The organism is Photorhabdus hainanensis (genome assembly GCF_018448965.1).
Lineage (GTDB): Bacteria > Pseudomonadota > Gammaproteobacteria > Enterobacterales > Enterobacteriaceae > Photorhabdus > Photorhabdus akhurstii.
On the sequence record NZ_RCWD01000002.1, the window covers coordinates 165,207 to 186,908 of the forward strand.

20 protein-coding genes and 4 tRNA genes are annotated in these 21,702 nt (G+C 43.8%); 5 read left to right on the forward strand and 19 right to left on the reverse strand.

Features of this window, described 5'->3' with window-relative positions; genetic code table 11:
• Positions 1-64 precede the first annotated feature (64 nt).
• Genes yigB through lptM form a run of 5 tightly spaced genes read right to left on the reverse strand, consistent with a single transcriptional unit; the run spans position 65 to position 3,478 of the window.
• Positions 65-781: a 5-amino-6-(5-phospho-D-ribitylamino)uracil phosphatase YigB gene (gene yigB, locus EAE92_RS02335; RefSeq protein WP_046395914.1), complete on the reverse strand. Its 717-nt coding sequence runs from the start codon at positions 779-781 to the stop codon at positions 65-67.
• Positions 781-1,692, reverse strand: coding sequence for a tyrosine recombinase XerC (gene xerC, locus EAE92_RS02340; RefSeq protein WP_046395913.1), 912 nt, complete (start codon positions 1,690-1,692; stop codon positions 781-783). The genes yigB and xerC overlap by 1 nt, the downstream gene beginning before the upstream one ends.
• Positions 1,689-2,393: a DUF484 domain-containing protein gene (locus EAE92_RS02345; RefSeq protein WP_214066904.1), complete on the reverse strand. Its 705-nt coding sequence runs from the start codon at positions 2,391-2,393 to the stop codon at positions 1,689-1,691. Before EAE92_RS02345 ends, xerC begins: the two co-directional genes overlap by 4 nt.
• A gap of 27 nt (positions 2,394-2,420) precedes the next feature.
• Complete coding sequence (dapF, locus tag EAE92_RS02350) at positions 2,421-3,245, reverse strand: diaminopimelate epimerase (protein WP_214066942.1); 825 nt, start codon at positions 3,243-3,245, stop codon at positions 2,421-2,423.
• Positions 3,246-3,292: 47 nt separating this feature from the next.
• A complete protein-coding gene (gene lptM / locus EAE92_RS02355; protein ID WP_065388992.1) occupies positions 3,293-3,478 on the reverse strand; it encodes an LPS translocon maturation chaperone LptM in 186 nt (61 codons plus the stop codon).
• Between the two features lie 78 nt (positions 3,479-3,556).
• On the opposite strand from lptM, the gene cyaY reads away from it, so the two are divergent.
• Positions 3,557-3,874 (forward strand): iron donor protein CyaY, encoded by a 318-nt coding sequence (cyaY, locus tag EAE92_RS02360; protein ID WP_214066905.1) that lies wholly within the window; start codon positions 3,557-3,559, stop codon positions 3,872-3,874.
• 31 nt (positions 3,875-3,905) lie between these two features.
• Here cyaY and EAE92_RS02365 read toward each other — a convergent pair whose 3' ends face one another.
• Positions 3,906-6,482, reverse strand: coding sequence for a class I adenylate cyclase (locus EAE92_RS02365; protein WP_214066906.1), 2,577 nt, complete (start codon positions 6,480-6,482; stop codon positions 3,906-3,908).
• 599 nt (positions 6,483-7,081) lie between these two features.
• Between EAE92_RS02365 and hemC the strand changes: the two genes are divergently transcribed.
• From hemC to hemY, 4 genes are read left to right on the forward strand one after another with little or no spacing between them, the layout of a single operon-like run.
• Positions 7,082-8,023, forward strand: a complete 942-nt coding sequence (gene hemC, locus EAE92_RS02370; RefSeq protein ID WP_214066907.1) for a hydroxymethylbilane synthase — start codon at positions 7,082-7,084, stop codon at positions 8,021-8,023.
• Positions 8,020-8,760 (forward strand): uroporphyrinogen-III synthase, encoded by a 741-nt coding sequence (hemD, locus tag EAE92_RS02375; protein ID WP_214066908.1) that lies wholly within the window; start codon positions 8,020-8,022, stop codon positions 8,758-8,760. The genes hemC and hemD overlap by 4 nt, the downstream gene beginning before the upstream one ends.
• Before the next feature lie 20 nt (positions 8,761-8,780).
• Positions 8,781-9,905, forward strand: coding sequence for a uroporphyrinogen-III C-methyltransferase (gene hemX, locus EAE92_RS02380; protein WP_214066909.1), 1,125 nt, complete (start codon positions 8,781-8,783; stop codon positions 9,903-9,905).
• Positions 9,906-9,908: 3 nt separating this feature from the next.
• Positions 9,909-11,141, forward strand: a complete 1,233-nt coding sequence (gene hemY / locus EAE92_RS02385; protein WP_214066910.1) for a protoheme IX biogenesis protein HemY — start codon at positions 9,909-9,911, stop codon at positions 11,139-11,141.
• Between the two features lie 89 nt (positions 11,142-11,230).
• Here the strand turns inward: hemY and EAE92_RS02390 are convergent, their stop codons facing one another.
• The 13 genes from EAE92_RS02390 to rfbA form a co-directional block, all read right to left on the reverse strand.
• Positions 11,231-11,533, reverse strand: a complete 303-nt coding sequence (locus tag EAE92_RS02390) for an NINE protein (protein ID WP_214066911.1) — start codon at positions 11,531-11,533, stop codon at positions 11,231-11,233.
• 770 nt (positions 11,534-12,303) lie between these two features.
• Positions 12,304-12,380: transfer RNA gene (locus tag EAE92_RS02395), tRNA-Pro, on the reverse strand.
• A gap of 40 nt (positions 12,381-12,420) precedes the next feature.
• A tRNA-Leu gene (locus EAE92_RS02400) sits at positions 12,421-12,507 on the reverse strand.
• A gap of 15 nt (positions 12,508-12,522) precedes the next feature.
• A tRNA-His gene (locus EAE92_RS02405) sits at positions 12,523-12,598 on the reverse strand.
• Between the two features lie 74 nt (positions 12,599-12,672).
• Positions 12,673-12,749 (reverse strand) — tRNA-Arg (locus tag EAE92_RS02410).
• A gap of 157 nt (positions 12,750-12,906) precedes the next feature.
• Positions 12,907-14,283, reverse strand: a complete 1,377-nt coding sequence (thrP, locus tag EAE92_RS02415) for a bifunctional threonine/serine APC transporter ThrP (protein ID WP_214066912.1) — start codon at positions 14,281-14,283, stop codon at positions 12,907-12,909.
• 258 nt (positions 14,284-14,541) lie between these two features.
• Entirely contained in the window at positions 14,542-15,279 is a 738-nt protein-coding gene (gene wecG / locus EAE92_RS02420) for a lipopolysaccharide N-acetylmannosaminouronosyltransferase (RefSeq protein ID WP_214066913.1), read from the reverse strand.
• Entirely contained in the window at positions 15,270-16,649 is a 1,380-nt protein-coding gene (gene wzyE, locus EAE92_RS02425) for an ECA oligosaccharide polymerase (protein ID WP_214066914.1), read from the reverse strand. Before wzyE ends, wecG begins: the two co-directional genes overlap by 10 nt.
• Positions 16,646-17,731, reverse strand: coding sequence for a TDP-N-acetylfucosamine:lipid II N-acetylfucosaminyltransferase (locus EAE92_RS02430; RefSeq protein ID WP_214066915.1), 1,086 nt, complete (start codon positions 17,729-17,731; stop codon positions 16,646-16,648). The genes wzyE and EAE92_RS02430 overlap by 4 nt, the downstream gene beginning before the upstream one ends.
• On the reverse strand, positions 17,728-18,978 hold the full coding sequence (gene wzxE / locus EAE92_RS02435) for a lipid III flippase WzxE (protein WP_214066916.1): 1,251 nt from the start codon (positions 18,976-18,978) through the stop codon (positions 17,728-17,730). Before wzxE ends, EAE92_RS02430 begins: the two co-directional genes overlap by 4 nt.
• A 1-nt stretch (position 18,979) precedes the next feature.
• On the reverse strand, positions 18,980-20,110 hold the full coding sequence (gene rffA / locus EAE92_RS02440; RefSeq protein WP_214066917.1) for a dTDP-4-amino-4,6-dideoxygalactose transaminase: 1,131 nt from the start codon (positions 20,108-20,110) through the stop codon (positions 18,980-18,982).
• A gap of 1 nt (position 20,111) precedes the next feature.
• Positions 20,112-20,822 (reverse strand): dTDP-4-amino-4,6-dideoxy-D-galactose acyltransferase, encoded by a 711-nt coding sequence (gene rffC / locus EAE92_RS02445; protein ID WP_214066918.1) that lies wholly within the window; start codon positions 20,820-20,822, stop codon positions 20,112-20,114.
• Positions 20,800-21,681, reverse strand: coding sequence for a glucose-1-phosphate thymidylyltransferase RfbA (gene rfbA, locus EAE92_RS02450; protein ID WP_214066919.1), 882 nt, complete (start codon positions 21,679-21,681; stop codon positions 20,800-20,802). Before rfbA ends, rffC begins: the two co-directional genes overlap by 23 nt.
• Between the last annotated feature and the right edge of the window lie 21 nt (positions 21,682-21,702).

A 21,702-nucleotide genomic window follows, 5' to 3' on the forward strand; every position in this document is an offset into this window, starting at 1 on the left:
TTACCATCAATTGATTAGACAGCGACCCGAGGTTGCTGTGTTTTTATACAGAATAATTTCTTGATTATATCAATGCTGTCAAAGAAGCCAAATTGTAAATCTCAATGTGAGGCAGCAGGCGGCTTTCCGTTGTCTGCAATAGCTTTTTGTTCTTAGTATTTATCCAACAAGCCTGCATACCACTACGCAGTGCCCCTGCCACATCAGTATTCAAATCATCACCGACATGTAAGATCTGCCCAAGCGGTAAATCCAGGCGATCCGCAGCCAAACGGTACATATCGCTGCAAGGTTTTGAGCGCCCGTCAGGGCCAGCTTTCAGCACAAATTTAAAATAAGGAGCCAAACCACAGGCGGCAGGTTCCGCATTACCATTAGTAATGGCGACTAGCGGCATCTGTTCAGCAAGTGCCGCCAGAGTTTTATGTGTTGATTCAGGAATATCAATCCGATTACGCCAGAGTGTGAAATGCGCCATGACATCATCGGCCCCTCGATCAGCGTCTTCACCACTAAAACCGTAATGACAAAACATCAACCTTGAACAGTGCCAACGCCATAAAGTCATGTCATGATAAATTTCAGGATATTGCTCCAATGTCAATTCACGGAAAGCATATAGATCCTGATAATTAAGATGACTAAACCTAGGATCATATTGCCGTACAAAATTCAGTACTTCCTCTTCTGCCTTATCCATGACTGGGTGATTATCATACAGAGTATCATCTAAATCAAATGTCATCGCTAACACTGGCGCAAGAGGCCGGTAAAAACGCATTACGATTTCCCCCGTTTGGCTCTGGGATGGGCTACATCATACACTTTTGTCAAATGCTGGAAATCCAAATGAGTATAGATTTGTGTGGAGGATAAGCTTGCATGGCCCAGCAATTCCTGAACTGCGCGTAAATCACCGCTGGATTCCAGAATATGAGTGGCAAAAGAGTGGCGCAATTTATGAGGATGAATATGGCTGCTCATTCCCTGGCGTATTCCCCACTGCGCAAATCGTTTTTGTACATTACGGGCTGATATCCGCCGCCCACTCTTTGAAACAAAAACAGCATTATCCTCCGGCTCGAAGAGTTCCCGCATCGCCAACCACCGATTAAGCCATTCAACCGCGGTACGTCCCAAAGGCACCTTCCGCTCTTTACTGCCTTTACCTGAAACCCATACTTCTCCACTTTCAAGATCCAGATGCTGGCAATCAAGGCCCACCAACTCCGACAAACGTAATCCAGCACCATACATCACTTCTAACATCGTCCGGTCACGCACCGATAATGGATCATTAAAATCGATATTCAGCAGTTGGTTCACTTCATCCACATCGATATTTTTCGGCAAATGACGCTTAGTTCCCGGCGTGCTGACGGTTTTACTCGGGTTAACGGAAATTTCGCCTTGAATCACCTGCCAATCAAGGAAGCTGCGCAAGGAAGATAAACGCAACGCCAAGCTCGCTGACTGTAAACCAGCCCGACGACTACGCGTTACCAACATTCTCACTTTCGCGGGATCAAGATCTTTCCATTGGCTGACGCCCATTTCTAAAACCATCTCAGCCAATGTGACAAGATGGCGACGGTAATTGATGATAGTCACTGGACTTAACCGACGCTCTACCCTGAGGTAGCGCAAAAATGCCTCAATCGGCTCCAGTAACCGGTCAATTTCCTGCATCATATGCGTTTAATCCAACGAGATAATATATCCGGCAATAACTTAGCCAGATGCTCAAGCATGTCAGTTCCCATGCCTTCTTGATAATGTTGATGGTTCCGGCTGTTAAATATCACCATACCCAGTTCGCCCCTCGTTCCCAGTAGAGAGACGGCAACCGAACCTACCTGCCGAACTTGCGGCAACAACAATAAAATTTCCGGCCCATTTAGCATACCGAGATAGTGGTTTTTATTACCAAAACGCTGAATACGGATTGGTTCAAAAGCATTGCGAGAAAGCGCTAAATTAGGTGCGTCAAGTGGTGCGCCAATATACCATTTATCATTGAAAAGACGGATGCTGGCACTATTTAACCCCATATTCTTAGCCCATGCACTTAACCGACTAAGCATGTCTTGCAAACTCTCTGCCGCAACCAAATCAATCAGTAACTTAAGCAACTGCTCAAACAGTTGTTCATTCACTCTAGCCTGTTCCATGAGCCGAGTTATATCTTCTTCCAGATAAGCAATCCGCGCTCTCTGGCGGTTCATATACCATTCAACCAAAGAAACCGTTTCTCGTACCGGGTGAGGAACCCGCATCTGTTCAACGACACATGCATTACGGATAAAGAAATTGGGGTTTTCCAGCAAATAATCCACGACAGTCTGATCATCAAGTATCTCATTGATGTTCAACTGCTCTTCTTTTTTCTCCATCTCCGATGCTCCGCAGCTCAGAATCAATTACAGATGAATTGCGCCATCATAAACATGCGTCGCCGGCCCCGTCATATAGAGCGGTTTTCCCGGCCCGTCCCAACAGATCAACAGTGAACCTCCCGGCAAATCTACCCGAACATGATTGTCGAGCAATTGCTGCTGAATGCCGACTGCTACCGCTGCGCAAGCACCACTGCCACAAGCTTGGGTTTCCCCAACGCCACGTTCATAAACCCGCAAGCGGATATGACCACGGTTTAAAATTTGCATGAAACCAATATTCGCCCGTTCAGGAAATCTTTCGTGGCTTTCCAACGCTGGCCCCAAAATTTCTACTTCGGCCGTTTCCACGTCCGGCACTTGAATCACACAATGAGGATTCCCCATAGAGACAACACCACAAAGAACCGTTCTCTCTACTACCCGTAAAATATAGGTTTTTTCTGCCCTTAACGCCCGAAATGGCACATGATGCGGCTCAAATTCAGGTTCCCCCATATTAACGCAAACCTGCTCATCATTGGTGATGCTCAACACCATCCGTCCCGATTGCGTGCTGACTTTAATATCACGCTTATTAATTAAGCCTTTAAGACGGACAAAACGGGCAAAACAACGCGCTCCATTGCCACACTGTGCAACTTCGCTACCGTCAGCATTAAAAATACGATAGTGAAAATCCATATCTGGATCATAAGGCGCTTCAACAATTAACAACTGATCGAAGCCCACACCAGTATGTCTATCTGCCAAACGGCAGATTAGCTCTGGTGAGAAATAAACATTTTGGGTCACAGCATCAACGACCATAAAGTCATTACCCAGACCATGCATTTTGGAGAACTGCATATCATGCTCCACGTAAGCCGTAGTCATTGACTATCGGCTTATCTCGCTTATTTCTGAGAGGTGCTATCCACTTTCTGCCCTTGCTGCTCAGTATTCGCGGGAATCTGAGACGCAGTTGTCGCCTTCTCGGTTGATGGTTGTTCTGGAGGAAAATAGAGAGGGCCTTTTAGTCCACAGCCGGAAAGTATCAATAAGGTTATGATAGCCAGAAATCCGCGTAATTTTTTCTTCATTGCATTAATGCCTGTAATTCATACGTCAATATTCTCTATAATCGCAGTTAGACCTCGAAAAGCAAATAGGAAATGAAGATGAACGACAGTGAATTTCACCAGTTAGCTGACCAACTAATGTTTTATATCGAAGGGCAGTTGGATAATTACGATGGCAATGCTGATATCGACTGTGAAACCAATGGCGGTGTCATGACCCTCAGCTTTGATAATGACAGCAAAATTATTATCAATCGTCAGGAACCGTTTCATCAAATCTGGCTGGCAACCAAAAGCGGGGGTTATCATTTTGACTACAAACAAGGTCAGTGGATTTGTGACCGCAGCGGTGACAATTTTTTAACCATGCTAGCACACGCCATCACCGAGCAAAGTGGCGAACAGTTCAGCTTTTAATGCTTGAACCTACCCCGCGCCGCGGGGTAAATCAGTAATGAGACACAGAACGATAAAATTCTGACCGCTCTTCTCTATCATTCTCACCATCATGAGTCACACACAAATGTGAAAAAGATGATCCACTAAATGGAATAACCTGAATCTGCCCTTCCATTTGGACGATCTGATAAAACTGCGGCAAGTTAAAGTTGATAAAACTTGATCCGTAGGTAAACCGATCATGAGATGAAGAATAAAACCGACTGACGTCGCGTACCAATTCTTCCTTACTGCCCTCACAATGAGAATAGATTTCTACCCGGTTGGTTTCATCCAGAATATAGATATTAAAACTTTTACTATCTTGTGTATTTTCGAAGAAAAATTGAATAATGCCCTCGCTGGCAAAACCATCAACCACCGCGGGCAAATGTGTCTCTTTGGTATTAATTTTCACCGGCAACCCATGCAATTTGTTATTAGAAATTGCCCCATAGAATTCCACGGCATTTTCCAATTTCTGCACAGATACATTAAGACGTTCAAAGAACAGCCCCCAAGTCTGACCGGCAATGCGTAATGCTTTAAAACGACCTGGGTCCTGACGATTGCTGGATAAACGTAATTCAATACATTCAGATACCAGTTGCTGGATTCGAGTTCGGATAAGTCCTCGTAAATGCTCGCTGTAACAGAATACCTCAACTGCCGCTGGCGGTGCGGCATCTTGATGCATCTTGCCCAGAATGGTCTTCAACGCTTCCAGCACAGCTTGTTCACCACTAAAGTGCAAGGTCCGCACTTCATTCCATGAATTACGGTAAAGCAAGTCAATACTTTCCACCAAACACTGTTGTGATTCACCAAAACTGAATACATCAAGCTTACGGAAATCAAAATGTACAACCTGATTAGAGAACTCAGCCGTCGGATCTTTCTCCAAATTGACAATAATTGCCAAATGGCGAATTTCACACGGACTATAAAGTGCTTTCGGTGTCGGCGCTGGCAAACGGATGGGGAAATGAGCGGAAATATCATTAATCAATTCATGCAGTTTCAACTCATCACATTGGGTGTCGCCATGATGAATATGGACACACGATTTTTCCGTTAACAAACCATTAAAGTAGGTCCACGACACTAGTTTATTGAGATAACGATTATATTCCAGAGGTTGATGACCAATAATCGATCCAATCGTCGGCGCCTGATTGTAAAGATACCAACCGCTGCGGTTCGCACGTCCTTGAGGAACATAGATAAATGTTAAATTTGTCTCTGACAGGTCTGGCGAAATTTGCGGATTAACCAGCGTTACTTTTCCTGGCAATGCTTCAAATGCAGCATAAAGTTTACGCGTCAGCACACCAATATCCTGTGGACTGGCACTGACACTCAGATTATTACGGCGGGCAAAACGGATAAGATTACGATAGCTCTGCATCATGGTATCAAGCAGTTCATTATGCGCATCACGAACTTGTTCAATTTTCCATGAGTTGCGGTTATCCAAAACTCTCAACCGCTCTGGTTCCCACTTCCACTCATAGACCAGTTGGGTTAGAACCTGGCGTCGCCAGCCAATGCAACCTTTATCATCCTGATTAAGAGAGAGCTTTTCACAAACTTTTAAATAAAAACATCGACGTATTAGATCTAAACGGGTCGTATCGTTAATTTCCGTCAGATAACGGGTAACACGCTCAAGCATCATACTGTATGCATCAAGGCCAAAGGAGACTATTTCACCAGCATGCAAACGCTGTTTCATATCCATTGCCAGTAACTTACCATTGGGATATTCCCAAGAATAGGCTTCCAGTAATAAGCTTTTTAATACGGCTTTATAAGGGGAATCGATACTTTTGTAGAGTTGCCATAAGCTAGCGCCAAAATACTCTTCAGCGGATAGTTCACCCAATCCACCGAGATCAAGCCACTCATTTGGCGTCAAAACACCTTGCGCATAAAGGGATAAAACATATTCATCATAATGACGTTCTTCTTCTACGGGCACCATTTCCCATAACAAACGTTTACCCGCCATACGTACAGCGGTACGGTAAAATTCATCCAGTAATAGAATATGTTGAGTAGAACCGCAGTCCTCACCGCCGAGACTACCACTCGCATTATGGCGAAAACGGTTTTCATCAATAAGAAAAAAGTTAACTTCAATACCAAGCGCTGCCGCCCATTGTTCAATAAGCGTGCACTTACGTTGCAGCAAAAGGCGCTCATCATTATCCAGCCATGACTGATGACATACCCAGATATCTAAATCAGAGCAACCGCTCTGCCCAATTGATGAGGTACTGCCCATTGAGTAAATACCGGTAATAGGCAGTTCACCATTAGCAGGCTGTTCTATGAAGTGTTCTAATTTACTTTCTAAATCATTAAGATAAGATTTTTGTGCTTCATCATGCACGAAAAAACATACGCCGCAGGGAACATTACCGTTAATGTAACCTGGCATCATCGGATGATGATAATGCAATAATACTGGCAGTAAACTGTATACCTGCTTAAATTCCGCACTCATGGCGGTAGAGGCGCGTTCTAACCTGAGTTGGTTTATCGCATCCAGTCTCTGCTTCAGTGTTTCGATATAAAGGTACAAGACGTCTCGCCCAATTGAGTTCCAGTGCCCAGATAAATCCCCCGTTTCCGGTTGTTATAGCTTGATGGAATTATTTAGAATGATTTTTACCAATTTATTACCGGAAACGTGATCAATTTAACACCTTGTCGATAAACCGTAAAGTCAGTAAAGCAATTGAATTGCGATGTGCTATCGTACGAAAAATCAAATAATACATTGTTATATATAGAAATAATCAAAAAACCCATACCATTTATACTCTCTTATATGAAAGAAATTTTCTCCGCCCATTTTTCCAAGCTAATACGCATAATACCTTGTTATCATCAATCCGATGAAAATGACTCCGTTGGCTATATTTTAGTTAATGATTCTTTTCATTCGCGATTCCTTAATTACAGAAATAGTTTACTGAAAAAGTTAATTCATAATTAAATCAATCTATTTTCATTGCTATAAAAATAATTTAAAAATTAAAATTTATTTTACAATTTAACATAACCGGCATATCTTCTTCTTAACCCCCTAGCTGGAAAAAAAACGGCTGAAGTGTTAAAACGAGTGCTATGTTTTTCATTTATATGATGGCTGAAAGGGCCTGAGAAATACAAACATCTATGTCAACTAAAACCATCCGTATCGCAACCCGGCAAAGCCCTCTGGCTATGTGGCAGGCGCTGTATGTTCAGCAAAAACTACAACAATGTCACCCAGATCTGAAAGTTCAACTGGTCCCGATGGTAACCAAGGGCGATGTTATTCTGGACACGCCTCTGGCAAAAATCGGAGGAAAAGGGCTGTTTGTCAAAGAGCTAGAATTAGCTCTGCTTGAGGGCCGAGCCGATATCGCTGTCCATTCAATGAAAGATGTCCCGGTCTCTTTTCCAGAAGGGTTAGGTCTGGTCACGATTTGTGAACGTGATGATCCTCATGATGCTTTCGTCTCTGCCAAATATCATTCTCTTGATGAATTGCCAACAGGCAGCATTGTCGGCACATCAAGTTTACGCCGCCAGTGTCAACTCCGTGAATTACGTCCTGATCTGATTATCCGCGACCTTCGGGGCAATGTTGGAACCCGCCTGAGCAAGTTGGATAATGGTCACTATGATGCAATCATCCTCGCCGTCGCAGGATTGAAAAGGTTAAAACTGCATGAGCGTATCCGTATACCATTGACGGCAGAACAATCATTACCTGCCGTTGGTCAAGGAGCCGTAGGAATTGAATGCCGCCTTGACGACCAACAAACACAAACGCTGCTAGCGCCATTAAACCACTATGATACAGAAATCTGTGTTCTTGCCGAACGTGCGATGAATACCCGGCTAGAAGGAGGCTGCCAAGTACCAATAGGCAGCTATGCCGTTTGGCAGGGTGGGAAAATCTGGTTACGGGCATTGGTTGGCGCTCCCGATGGCAGTGTGATGATTCGCGGTGAGAGAACAGCTTTACCAAAAGACGCTTGCCAGGCAGGAATTGAATTGGCAGAAGAGTTGTTAGAGCGGGGCGCTCGGGAAATTCTAACCGAAGTTTATCGAGGAAATCTCCTCACATGAGCATTCTGGTGACTCGCCCTGCTCCTGCCGGAGAGGAACTAGTCAGAAAGTTACAGGCGGCGGGAAAAACAGCTTTCAGCGCACCTTTAATCAATATTCACCCCGGTTCAGAGCTGCCACAGCTAACTGAGAAGCTTAACCATCTAAATACCTGTGATATGGTATTTCTGTTGTCAAAAAATGCAGTTTATTATGCAAACTCACAGTTAAATAAAATTAATCTGTCATGGCCCGGCAAGCTGATTTATTATGCTATTGGCAGATCAACCGCTCTGGCTTTTCATCAACTAACGGGTATAAATGCTATCTGGTCATCAGAGGGTGAGACCAGCGAAATCCTGCTAAAACTACCATCACTACATCAGGTTGAAAATAAACAAGCTTTGCTGCTCAGAGGAAATGGCGGACGTGAACTTATTGCCCGGACGCTGACAGAAAGAGGCGCCACAGTTAATTATTGTGAATGTTATTTCCGCCAGCCAGTAGACTACCCGGCAGCAGAATTCAGTGCCCACTGGCAAAAGTATGGAGTACAAACTTTAGTTGTAACCAGTGGCGAAATACTGCAACTGTTATATAACTTAATACCCGAAAGTGATCGAAACAGGTGGTTATTGCATTGCCGCCTGATTGTGGTAAGCGAGCGTCTTGCACATACCGCCCGGAACTTGGGCTGGCAGGATGTTAAAGTTGCAAAAAGTGCAGATAACGACGCCTTAATTCAGGCACTAGAATAAACTGACATGGGATGCCCACTATGACGGAGCAAAAACAGTCCGCCGAGACAGTTGAACAAACAAAAACTACGGTTGAAAACTCGCAACAGCCCGAAACCGAGCCTCAAAAGCAAAAACGTTCTGGCACGCTAAAAAACATGATTGCTATTGCAATCATGCTGGCAATCGGCGGCGGTCTTTATTATTACGGCCAGCAACAAAGCCATTTACTGAGTGCGGAGAACCATGAGCTACGCCAACAACTGGAATCACTGAAACAACAGCAATCACAAGATAAACAGCATATTGAAGCGCTGTTTAAAGAACAATCACAGACTTTAAGCCATTTCGCCGCACAAAATGGTCAACTGGGTAATAGCCTGCAAGAGTTACAGGCCAAAATCTCTGCGTTATCCAGCTCTGATGTAAAAAGCTGGCTACTGGCACAAGCTGATTTTCTGGTCAAAATGGCAGGCCGGAAATTATGGAATGATCAAGATATAGTCACCGCCGCAGCGCTGTTGAAAAATGCAGATGCCAGTCTCGCTGAAATGAATGATCCAAGCCTGATTGAAATCCGTCGGGCAATTACACAAGATATCAGTACATTATCTGCCATTAGTCAGATTGATTTTGACGGCATTATCCTGCGAGTTAATCAGCTTTCTAACCAAATAGATAACCTGCGCCTGGCTGACAATACAACCGATGGTTCGCCAATGGACGAAGATAATGATGAATTAACCGGTACATTATCTGAATGGCGCCAGAATCTGAGCAAAAGCTGGAAGAGTTTCATGGATAATTTCATTACCATCCGTCGCCGGGATACCACAGCAGAGCCATTACTGGCGCCAAATCAAGATATCTATCTACGCGAGAATATCCGAGCCCGTCTGTTAATTGCCGCCCAAGCAATACCGCGTCATCAAGGTGAAGTTTTTAAACAGTCATTAGAAACGGTCTCAACTTGGGTTAGAGCTTACTTTGATATCAACGATCCCAACACCAAAGCATTCCTGGAAGAAATTGATTCATTAAGCCAGCAACCTGTTTCCATCACTGCGCCAGACCAACTTTCAAGCCAGCCTTTACTGGAAAAATTGATGCAAACCCGGGTTCGCAGCTTACTTTCCCAATCTTCTGAAACTAATCAGGAGGGCTAAGTTATGCTGAAAGTTCTATTACTGTTTGTGGTACTCATTGTTGGTATTGTGCTTGGTCCAATCGTTGCCGGTCATCAAGGATATGTTCTGATTCAAACTGACAATTACAACATTGAAACCAGTGTTACCGGCCTGTTCATTATATTTGTTCTTTTACAACTGGCACTCTGCCTCATTGGCTGGTGCTACCGTAGAGTTATACGCACAAGCTCACGTACCCGTGGCTGGTTCCTTGGACGCAAACGCAGCCGTGCCCGTGCTCAAACAAAAGCAGCGCTGATCAAACTGGCAGAAGGCGATTTCAAACAAGTTGAGCAATTACTGACCCGTAACGCTGATCATGCAGAACAACCTGTGGTCAACTACTTACTCGCGGCTGAAGCAGCCCAGCAACGAGGAGATGAATTCCGTACCAATCAATATCTGCAACGTGCGGCAGAAGTCGCGGACAATAATCAGTTACCGGTGGACATTACTCGTGTACGCATTCAACTTGCGCAAGGTGAAATTCATGCAGCCCGTCATGGTGTAGACAAGCTATTAAATCAGGCTTCGCGCCATCCAGAAGTCTTACGCCTGGCTGAACAAGCTTATATGAAATCAGGAGCTTACCAGTCACTGATTGATATACTACCGGTAATGGAAAAAATCCATCTACATGATGAGTTACAAATTCACAAATTGCGCCAGCAAGCCTATATCGGTCTGATGAATCAGTACATGGCAGAACAAGGCAGCGAAGGCTTAAAACGTTGGTGGCATGATCAAAGCCGAAAAATTCGCCATGATGTGGCTTTACAAGTTGCAATATCTGAACATTTAATTGAATGTGATGACCATGAAACTGCACAAAAGATCATTTTGGAAAGTTTAAAACGTCAATACGACGAACGTTTACTCTTATTGATCCCACGCTTAAAAAGCGAAGATCCAAAGCCGATACAAAACGCGCTAGATCATCAGTTAAAACAACATGGTTCAACTCCCCTGCTAAACAGTACGCTTGGACAAGTTGCTTTGCGTCACGGAGAATGGGAAAAAGCAGTAAAAGATTTTAGAACCGCATTAGCCCAACGTCCTGATGCACATGATTATGCCTGGTTAGCAGATGCATTGGATAAACTGCGTAAACCAGAAGAGGCCGCACAAGTTCGTCGCGAGGGATTAGTACTCACTTTGAAGCGCGAGAGTAATGTCGTGAAGAGTGATTTAGTTAATAGTAATAGTATCAATTAACACTGTAATGTCGTGATCTCTCATCCATCGCCATCTTTATTAGCAAGTCTTCATGACGCTGATTAAAATGCCCCGCACGGGGCATTTTTCTAACCATATTTTCTGGCAAAATCTTCATCGGAAGTGCAAAGATAAATAATAAATTCAATAAATGCGATAAGTACAGGGATAAATGTCCAGCAAAATAGCAGATATAAAATCCCCATACCGATTTTGCCCAGATAAAATTTATGAGCGCCAATGTAACCAAGAAAAAACGCCAACAGTGCAGCAACAATTCGGTTTTTACTACCAGAAGAATAGGCTTTTATCATCGCGCCACAATGTGGGCATGATTGTGCAGACTCATGCAACATTCGACCACAACCAAAGCATCCAATCATTTTTGACATCAATATTCCCCTTAAGATAAGTTTAGGAACGAAGTAGCTGAATTAATTTTATAGCAAAAAACTAACCATCATATTTTCAGTTCTGTTTATATTAGATAGTAATACCTAAACAGTATATAAACCTATCAGATATATCTTTTAGAAATAAAAAAAACACCTACCTTAAAAACAAAGATAGGTGTACAAATACAATCAGGTCTACAGACGGATAGTGCCTCACTCAACGTTAAGTCCGGTCGGTGATGAAAAAATAGTTATATCTCTCTCATCTATGACATGGACAATAGGCACCGATAATCGGCTCTGCATCATCCCCGGGTTCATGAAGCATATGCAATCATAAGAAATAGGATGAGCATCTACGTTTGTAATAATGCATTTAACATGCCAACTTTATATGCAAATGAAAGCTGCCTCGCTTCATCAGCTATTTCTCTATTTATTACAACAAGAAATCGAATCACCATAAAATCCATTTTATGCACTGTCTCTTATTTGAGACAAAACATAAGGTATTTATTATTTTCATTATAATTCAATTCGTTATAAGTCTCTTATTTGAGACAGCTAATATATCAATTGTCGTCAAAATACAAAAAACAATAAATTTCCATATAAAACAAATAGTTATTTTCAAAAAATAATCCACTAAATTTGAATCAACAGAGCACAACTTGAAGGTACAAGGATAGGATAAGGAAACAAAAAGTCAGAAGGACAAAAAGGGATAAAACGCAAAAAACCCTGCAATGCAGGGTTCTTTTAGAATTTGGTCGGCGAGAGAGGATTCGAACCTCCGACCCACTGGTCCCAAACCAGTTGCGCTACCAAGCTGCGCTACTCGCCGAAATTTTCCGTATTTTCTATTTCTTCTTTTCTCTTTTTTATGGTGCGAAAGGGGGGACTTGAACCCCCACGTCCGTAAGGACACTAACACCTGAAGCTAGCGCGTCTACCAATTCCGCCACCCTCGCGTGTCATAAAAAAGATGGGGTGGCTAATGGGACTCGAACCCACGACAACTGGAATCACAATCCAGGGCTCTACCAACTGAGCTATAGCCACCATAACAGCTATTTACTGCTAACACTTAACTACCAACAGCGCAATACATCACCGCAGCTCTTGCACGCAAATAATGGCGCGCCCGACAGGATTCGAACCTGAGACCTCTGCCTCCGGAGGGCAGCGCTCTATCCAGCTGAGCTACGGGCGCTTAACGCCGTTTCGGGTGGGGATAGTACGGATTTAATGATCTACTGTCCAGTGCTTTTTTAAAGAAATGATGCGTTTGATTACACCTTGTTCATTTCGTAGATAAAGCCATCCCTTAATTTCCCTACTCACTACCACCGTGACAGTAAATCAGCCAATCACGCTTTAAGTTTTTTACCGTTAAAAAGCGTCACCAACCAATAAATCAGCGACACCATCAACAAAAATCCCCCACCTACCAGTAATGAGAAACGGGTATCCGGGTTAATTGCCATACCGATCAACACACAACATAAAAATGCTAATGTCAGATAATTGACATAGGGAAACAGGATAGATTTAAAACCATGTTGCTTCAGTGCTTGCTGATGGTGCTGACGAAAACGCAACTGGCTCACCAGAATAACAAACCACGGCACCATTCCCGGTAACACACTGGCACTGTACACATAAACAAAAACCGCCTGCGGATTTGGGATCAAGTAATTCAAACTAGAGCCTACTATCAGGCACAGGATTGTAATAGCAATACAGATTACCGGCACCCCATTCTTTGACAATTTCATCAGTGATGAAGGCAACTGGCGGTTTTGCGCCAGCGCATAGAGCATCCGTCCACCACTGTACATACCGCTATTACAGCCGGAAAGCGCAGCGGTCAATACAACAAAGTTAATCACAGCTGCCGCTGAGGTGATCCCCACTTTGGTAAATGTCATTACAAACGGGCTGCCCTGCGAACCCACTTCTGTCCACGGAAATAATGTCACTACAATAAAGATCGCGCCCACGTAGAAAATCAGGATACGCCAGAGAATATTGTTAATCGCTTTCTTCAATGTCACCTGAGGGTTCTTCGCTTCCCCCGCAGTGATACCAACCAGCTCCACCCCCTGATAAGAGGCAACCACAATACAGAGCGCAAACAAAAACCCTTGCCAATCACCCGCAAAGAAACCGCCATGCGCAGTCAGATTATCTAACCCAATAGGCTGCCATTGATTACCAATACCGAAAAATATCAATCCCAAACCAATCAGGATCATGACGATAATTGTGGTCACCTTAATCATCGCAAACCAAAATTCCAGCTCGCCATAAAGACGTACCGCCGCGAGGTTAGCCAAAGCGACCAATGCCACCGCAATCAATGCAGATACCCACTGGGGCAGTTCAGGGAACCAGAACTCAGCATAAACCCCGATAGCCGTTATTTCTGATATTCCTACCGCTACCCACATAAACCAATAGCCCCAAGCGGTGAGGCACCCCCAATATGGGCTGAGATATTTATGCCCAAAAGAGGCGAAAGAACCTGTGACAGGTTCAAGAAACAGCATTTCTCCCATCGATCGCATAATGAAAAAAACAAAAATTCCGGCAATAATATAAGCCAGCAAAACGGAAGGGCCAGCCCATTTCAGTGTACTGGCCGAGCCCATAAACAGACCGACACCAATTGTGCCGCCTAATGCGATCAGCTCTATATGACGGGCTTCTAAGCCCCGTTGCAAGCTATGTTGTTGATCTGCCATAAATTCCCTGTCCATTGTTATATGTTGTAATGTGTAATAATAAAAACGCACAAGACTGATGTTAATCAGCCATAAAAAGGTCAGGGATCAAAACATGTTTTTCCACTGAGTGGAATAAAAAATTATCCGATAATTAACTATAAATAGTGAAAATCCGGCAGGATCAAACTGTTAGATAAATATTGTGGAATAAATTCATTGTATCGACTGACGAAAGCATCACCTGTCGAAAATTCACACAACAGGCAAGAAGCGGATTTACAGACGACCACTGTAATAATACCCAAGAAATTTCAGTAACTTAAACTGGCGACGAATACGGCTCGGTTGTGATAACAAGCGATAAAGCCATTCAAGCCCCAAATTCTGCCATGCCTTTGGCGCACGTTTTACATGGCCGGTAAATACGTCATAAGTACCGCCAACTCCCATATACAACGCATTCGAATGAATTTTTCGACAGTCACGCATAAAAACTTCCTGTTTAGGCGATCCCATTGCAACTGTCACAATCGCCGCACCGCTGGCATGAATCCGTTCAAAAACAGCATTACGTTCTTCTGGCGTGAAATAACCGTTCTGGCTGCCAACAATATTGACGTTCCACTGAGCTAGCAGTTTACTTTCCGTCTGTTCCAATATCTCTGGTTTACCTCCAACCAGAAAAATAGGCGTGCCTTCTTTGCCAGCACGCTCCATGATGGCTTCCCATAAATCAGCACCCGCTACACGAGAAATTTCAGCACCCGGGTATTTACGGCGAATAGCACGTACAATACTGATACCATCAGCATACAGATATTCTGCGTCACTCAGCAGTGTACTTAAAGCTTGATCTTCCTCTGCCGTCAGAACTTTTTCCGCATTAATCGCAACTAAAGTACCCGTTTTTACCTGTCCGCGTTGAAAAATATGGTCAAGAAAGTGCGCCATATCGCGGAAGCCCCAAATATTCAAACCACGAATACTGTATTTAGGAATATTGTTTAGCTCCATTTTCTTTCCTCACATTGCAGCGGACGTTTTTGTGATACAACCAAGTTGCTAGTCAGATATTTTTTAATCAGCCCCGCACTCTCAAATAACCAGTACAACAACTTAGCAATTACCAGACATAAGCCAAAAATAATACAGAAAAACACCACACGGGAAACAAATGAATCCACTCCTTCGCGAGCTAACACAATCATGTTGAAGATCGCGCCAAAGCAAAATGCCTGCAAGATAGCGGCCTTATAACGATTAGTCTCCTGTTTTCCTAATTCATAAATCCAGTCAAACCACTTAATTATCAATCCAACAACAATCGCACCAACCGGAATAAACAACACGCCCCCCATCACAACCAAAGAGCCTATCAGAGTCGGGGAGATTGCCAGACCAGAGTGGTTATCCAGTACTTCCCAAGTAAAATAATTCGCAGAATTCAACACAGCATCAGGTCGTCCTGGCCAAAGCCAACTTGGAATAAAGACATAGAAATCACGGATAATTGGCGCTAACCCCTGAAAATCAATTTTGTCGTAGTTATTCAGCAGTAACGCAAAATTTTCCCACGGGGAGAAAGTATCCCTTGTCAGGTAGAGGAAAGTATAAAACGCTTCTGCCCCACTGACATCCAAACTATAACGTTTAAGCGCCAACCAAAACATGCCAACAATCCCTATTGCGCCCGCCGTTACCAACATCCACAAGGTTATCCAGCCACGCACAATGCCAATAAACAGAAACAACGCGAACGCAATAATAATATTAGCCCGTGTTCCGCCAACAATGACATAAGTCAGTATCCCAAAAGCAACTGTACCCATCAGAAAAAACAACCAGCGCAACTGTGTCGGCTTCAAGAAATAGACCACCAACATGGCAGGAATAAAGAAGTAAAAGAACCGTTTTAGGGCAACACCGGAAACCTGACTGGAAAAAATTTGACTGTACGACTGTAACTTAAACAGTAGAAAACCATTTTGCATAAAGAACAGCCCCACTGTCACCACCGCAACTGATGCCAGTAGTAACCATGTAAAGTTAGTTTCTACCCGGTTTATGGTAAATACCGGTGCTTTAGGCTGTATAGACGGCTTTCTTAGCCGTGTTTTATAACTGACGTAATAAATACCATAAAAACAGGTCGAAGCCAGTAGAGCATGTAGTAAGGCATCAACAGGCACCACTTCAACATCAAATTGGAAAACTAATAGACACGTCAGCGGGAAGCCAAAATAGAATGTCAGCAAATAAAGCAATGAGAAGAATATATTAAAATTAAAACGTACACGTCTGAATTCCTGATAAGTCAACGTCAGGATGAAAACCAGTGATATCAAGTAAACAACAAATAATCCGCCAAACTGCGTTAAAGTCATTGCTGCTCTCCCGCCGCTTTCGCTAGCGCCTGCCGCCAGCCATCAATAAAGTTCGGGCTAAAGAAAGCTATCGCGTTTCTGTCCAAGGAGAGCATCTGCCGTTGCGCTTCCGCAATCAGTTGGTTATCTAAAGGATCACCAGCGAAAAATACCGGCACTTGCTGTTCTGTCAAATCTTGCCAAAAAAGATTCTGACGACTGAGTACAAATGGCACGCCAAATTGTATCAACAGACAAATTGTTCCAATCCCTTGCTGGCGATTAAACATGAAATATCCTAAATCACAACGGCGCAGTAATGCCAGATAATCATCAAACGCCATATTTTGCTTAATAATGTTCAAATTTTCTGGCCGGAACAGCGATAAAGCAGCTTGTTCGACCTGATTAATATAAACCTGATTGTTTTCGGGATAACCCATTGGGATAATGATTCGTACCTTATCGCCAAACTGTTTATGAATAGTTTTCAATGCCGTAATATGGCGGTTCGATCGATCACCGGAATTCCCCAACAAAATGGTCATTTTGCCATCTTCAACAGGTGTTCTTTCTGCAATTGTCAAAGCAGGTTCCATTCTGGTTGGAAAATAGAGCAATGATGTCGGTACGTTTGGATAATGTTGAGAATAAAAATCGAGATCTCCACGAACCGCAAATACATGCCCTACCCGGCGCTGTGCCAGACGACGCAAGAAATAGAATAGGCGGAATTTTAACTGACTGGAGTCCTCATACAGATCAGCACCCCAGGCATGCCACCAAAACTGATTACGTTTGATTTTTCCTGACAACAACGCCAACCACAAGCTCACATTAAATTGGCCGTGAAAAAAAAACCGGCAATATCTATCTGAACGGGCTTGAGCAATAACAGCTTGTGCCAGAGATTTTTTACTGTCGAAGCATTCCATATCCAATGCCGGGCAATCATCCAATAAAGCACGATTTCTGGTCACCACCATAAACTTCGGTTTGGCTAAAAAACCAATTTCTTGTGCTAAGACGTCATTAAAAAAGCGCAATACTGTTCGATTGTGATGTGGAATATCAGATCCCAAAACGTGAATTAGGGCTGTCATGCTCGCCTACGATAAATAAGAAATGCACCACAACAAAGGGTGAAATAAATAATGTAAGTTGCCATATAAGCCTGTGCCGCACCTAACGCTCCATTTACAGGAATGAACCAGTGGGCAAAACCAGTAAGCAGTAAAAACTGGCTAACTTCTGTCAACACATAAAAACGCAATGCAGCCTTGGCAATCACCAAATAGCCAAAAACATAAGCGCCTACTTTCAGAACATCACCCACCAACTGCCAGGCAAAGAGATCACGCATAGCAGTAAATTTGTCAGAAAATAGTAACCAAATGGCAAAATCACGCAGCAACCATACAGTAAAACTTGCAACCGCCACAGCAGGCAAAACAAATTTCAGCGCCTTAATTATCTCATTTGATATTTCGCTCTTACCCTGCAATCGTGAAAGCGTTGGCAACAGATAAACAGTAAAAGATGCTGTGATAAATTGCAGGTAAGCATCGGAAATACTGCTTACACCTTGCCAGATACCCACATCGTGCCAGCTATAATGCGCTGCCAGCAGATTTCGCATCATAATGTAGGCAACCGGTAAAGTAATAGAAGTCAGCAGAGCCATAAGGGTAAACTTGCCAAGCTGACCAGCCAGTACCTTATCCCACATGGGTTTAAAACTTGAAATCGATACCGCATTGAGACGCCAAACCATCAATCCCGCAGGAAATACAATTAATGCAGGCACTAAAGCCAAACCCGCCAAGGCACCTTCATACCCACCAAGGACAAAACAGAGATAATAGGCCATCACGCCAATCACGCTACCTAAAATAATTGCTAGCGCATTCCTCTGGGCATCTCGGTATCCCTTCAAAATAGCCAAGAAATAGTTGGCAAAAGCTATCCCCATTTGAATAAAGGCAAGTGCCTGTACAACGGACTCATAATCTTGATGACCGAATAACCCAATACTGATAGACCCGCTAAACAGCAAAAAAATCACTGCCAACAGCGTGGAAAACCCAAGGATAATGGCAGAAGATGTTCCCAGTACCGCACGCAATCTTTCCGGTTGTTGCTGATATTCAGCAACATATTTAGTCACGCCATTAAAAATACCGGCACCAGCCAACACCCCAAGCACAGTGATAAGTTGACGGAAATTACCCGCCTGCCCAACTCCACTGGGGCCAAAAGTAACCGCCAGTAATTTAACGATCAAAAGCCCCACACCGATTTTTATCAGCGTGGAACCCGCAGTCCATATTGATGCTTTAGCTAACGACATATCAGGCGAAGTATTCCCGAATATGTTTGATAACAATCTGCTGTTCAGCGTCTGTTATGTTGTAAAACATCGGTAAACGCACCAGACGATCACTTTCGCAGGTAGTAAAACAATCTTCCCCGTGGAAGCGGCCGAATTTTTCACCACCGGGGCTGGTATGCAGAGAAACATAATGGAATACCGTTAATACACCCGCGTCTTTCATATAGCTATTGAATGCTGAACGTTCTTCAACATCTTTCAGCTTGATATAGAACATATGGGCATTATGCTCCAACCCTTCCGGTATGACAGGCAACGTCAGGAGACCAGCATCAGCCAGCGGTTTTAATGCTTGATAATAGGTATTCCACAAGGCAAGGCGACGCTCATTGATTTTCTCAGCTTCTTCCAACTGCGCCCACAAATAAGCAGCCTGAAGCTCCGACATCAGATAACTCGAACCGATATCGCGCCAGGTATATTTATCAACTTGGCCACGGAAAAACTGGCTACGATTAGTCCCTTTTTCGCGAACAATTTCCGCACGGGAAATCAGCGATTGATCATTGATAAGCGCTGCACCACCTTCACCGCCAGAAGAGTAGTTTTTGGTTTCGTGGAAACTGTAGCAACCAATGTGTCCGATAGTTCCCAGCGCACGCCCTTTATAAGTAGACATTACCCCTTGTGCAGCATCTTCCACGACAAACAGGTTATATTTCTCTGCCAGAGCCATAATGGTATCCATTTCACAGGCCACGCCAGCGTAATGCACTGGAACAATCACTCGTGTTCTAGCTGTAATTGCTGCTTCGATTTTGGTTTCATCAATATTCATGGTATCCGGGCGGATATCCACAAATACAATGGTCGCCCCACGCAGTACAAACGCGTTAGAACTGGAAACGAAAGTGAAACTCGGCATAATAACTTCATCACCGGGTTGGATATTTAGCAAAATAGCCGCCATTTCCAGTGCGGCGGTACAAGATGGTGTTAATAGAACTTTCGGACAATTGAAATGTTGTTCCATCCACTCTTCACAACGTTTGGTGAAACCACCATCCCCGCAAAGCTTACCGCTCTCCATTGCTTGCTTCATGTAATCTAATTCAGTGCCAACTACTGGTGGTTTGTTAAATGGAATCATTTCATCCCCTATATAACCAATACGCGGTGCTCTCAACAAACGCACCACTGCGTGTATAAAGGCGCAAAGCAGCGATGTTGCTGGTTTGCGTCGCAATCCTTAACTGCCGTATTTGGTGGCGTCGACACCACTGCTGCGCCGCCAACATCAATTTTGAGCCAATACCACAACCAATATTTTCTGGGAATACGGCCAACAAACCCATACGAGCCTCTCCTGCCCCAATATCCCGTAAAGTAACAAATCCTGCGGGTTGCCCGTTATCTCCATTTACTAGCAAACATTGATGATCAAATGTCCCCAATACCGCTTTTTCAACCCAAGTCGCGTAGAAACGACCACTATCCTGTGGTTGATACCACGGGGTTCGGAAACGACTCAAAGGAAATACGTTGGACGCCATCTCTTTCAACATCGGGATATCTCGCCGCTCAGCCGAAAGTAGATTACTTTCAGAATTGTCTTTAGCATTTTCTATGCCAATCATTAAGGAAAAGTCCACTTCTCCTTCCACTAACGAAAAGCCCAACGCGAATAATCCATCAATAAGATCCAATCGCTGCGCAGGTACTTTAGCTTGCACTAAAGCATACTGATCTAACTGAGATGAGGTTAGCAGACCGGCGCCAGGTGTGAAATCAAGGCGAGCGGTGGACAACCCAAAATAGTGGCTATCCCACTCTAATGGTTCAATATTGGCGCGCACGGACATGGAGCAGATCCAGCAGATATTGACCATAGCCAGTTTTTGACAAGGATTTTACTGTTTCTCTTAACTGTACATCATCCAGCCAACCATTACGCCAAGCAATCTCTTCAAGACAGGCAATCTTAAAGCCCTGACGTTTCTCAACGGTCTGTACAAAAGTGCTGGCCTCAATCAGGCTGTCATGAGTGCCAGTATCCAACCAAGCAAAACCACGCCCTAACAACTCAATGTTTAGTTCGCCACGTTCCAAATACATCTGGTTAATACTGGTAATCTCTAGTTCACCTCTGGCAGAAGGCTTGACCTGCTTAGCAAAATCCACTACTTGATTATCGTAGAAATAGAGGCCGGTTACCGCCCAGTTGGATTTTGGCTTTTCTGGTTTTTCCTCAATAGAAAGAACGCGGAATGCGTCATCAAATTCCACCACCCCAAATCGCTCAGGATCCATCACTTGATAACCAAAAACAGTCGCCCCTTTTCCACGAGACACAACATTTCTCAGTTTTGGGCTGAACCCTTGTCCAAAATAGATATTGTCTCCCAATACCAAGCAGCAAGGCCCACCGTTGATGAACTCCTCACCAATCAAAAATGCCTGAGCCAAACCATCCGGCGATGGCTGCTCTTTATAACTTAAGTGAATACCAAATCTGTCGCCATCACCTAACAGTCGGCGGAAAGAAGGTAAATCTTCTGGTGTAGAGATAATCAGAATATCACGTATCCCTGCTAGCATGAGTACTGACAAAGGATAGTAAACCATCGGCTTATCATAAATTGGCAGTAATTGTTTGGAAACACCCTGTGTTATCGGATGCAACCGGGTTCCTGATCCACCTGCCAGAATGATCCCTTTCATATTTACTGCCCCCATCGTCAT

What these genes read in the sequence shown, in the direction of transcription:
- yigB (WP_046395914.1), bottom strand. Translation starts at nt 781, where the DNA reads ATGCGTTTTTACCGGCCTCTTGCGCCAGTGTTAGCGATGACATTTGAT.
- xerC (WP_046395913.1), bottom strand. Translation starts at nt 1,692, where the DNA reads ATGATGCAGGAAATTGACCGGTTACTGGAGCCGATTGAGGCATTTTTG.
- EAE92_RS02345 (WP_214066904.1), bottom strand. Translation starts at nt 2,393, where the DNA reads ATGGAGAAAAAAGAAGAGCAGTTGAACATCAATGAGATACTTGATGAT.
- dapF (WP_214066942.1), bottom strand. Translation starts at nt 3,245, where the DNA reads ATGCAGTTCTCCAAAATGCATGGTCTGGGTAATGACTTTATGGTCGTT.
- lptM (WP_065388992.1), bottom strand. Translation starts at nt 3,478, where the DNA reads ATGAAGAAAAAATTACGCGGATTTCTGGCTATCATAACCTTATTGATA.
- cyaY (WP_214066905.1), top strand. Translation starts at nt 3,557, where the DNA reads ATGAACGACAGTGAATTTCACCAGTTAGCTGACCAACTAATGTTTTAT.
- hemC (WP_214066907.1), top strand. Translation starts at nt 7,082, where the DNA reads ATGTCAACTAAAACCATCCGTATCGCAACCCGGCAAAGCCCTCTGGCT.
- hemD (WP_214066908.1), top strand. Translation starts at nt 8,020, where the DNA reads ATGAGCATTCTGGTGACTCGCCCTGCTCCTGCCGGAGAGGAACTAGTC.
- hemX (WP_214066909.1), top strand. Translation starts at nt 8,781, where the DNA reads ATGACGGAGCAAAAACAGTCCGCCGAGACAGTTGAACAAACAAAAACT.
- hemY (WP_214066910.1), top strand. Translation starts at nt 9,909, where the DNA reads ATGCTGAAAGTTCTATTACTGTTTGTGGTACTCATTGTTGGTATTGTG.
- EAE92_RS02390 (WP_214066911.1), bottom strand. Translation starts at nt 11,533, where the DNA reads ATGTCAAAAATGATTGGATGCTTTGGTTGTGGTCGAATGTTGCATGAG.
- thrP (WP_214066912.1), bottom strand. Translation starts at nt 14,283, where the DNA reads ATGGCAGATCAACAACATAGCTTGCAACGGGGCTTAGAAGCCCGTCAT.
- wecG (WP_214066913.1), bottom strand. Translation starts at nt 15,279, where the DNA reads ATGGAGCTAAACAATATTCCTAAATACAGTATTCGTGGTTTGAATATT.
- wzyE (WP_214066914.1), bottom strand. Translation starts at nt 16,649, where the DNA reads ATGACTTTAACGCAGTTTGGCGGATTATTTGTTGTTTACTTGATATCA.
- EAE92_RS02430 (WP_214066915.1), bottom strand. Translation starts at nt 17,731, where the DNA reads ATGACAGCCCTAATTCACGTTTTGGGATCTGATATTCCACATCACAAT.
- wzxE (WP_214066916.1), bottom strand. Translation starts at nt 18,978, where the DNA reads ATGTCGTTAGCTAAAGCATCAATATGGACTGCGGGTTCCACGCTGATA.
- rffA (WP_214066917.1), bottom strand. Translation starts at nt 20,110, where the DNA reads ATGATTCCATTTAACAAACCACCAGTAGTTGGCACTGAATTAGATTAC.
- rffC (WP_214066918.1), bottom strand. Translation starts at nt 20,822, where the DNA reads ATGTCCGTGCGCGCCAATATTGAACCATTAGAGTGGGATAGCCACTAT.
- rfbA (WP_214066919.1), bottom strand. Translation starts at nt 21,681, where the DNA reads ATGAAAGGGATCATTCTGGCAGGTGGATCAGGAACCCGGTTGCATCCG.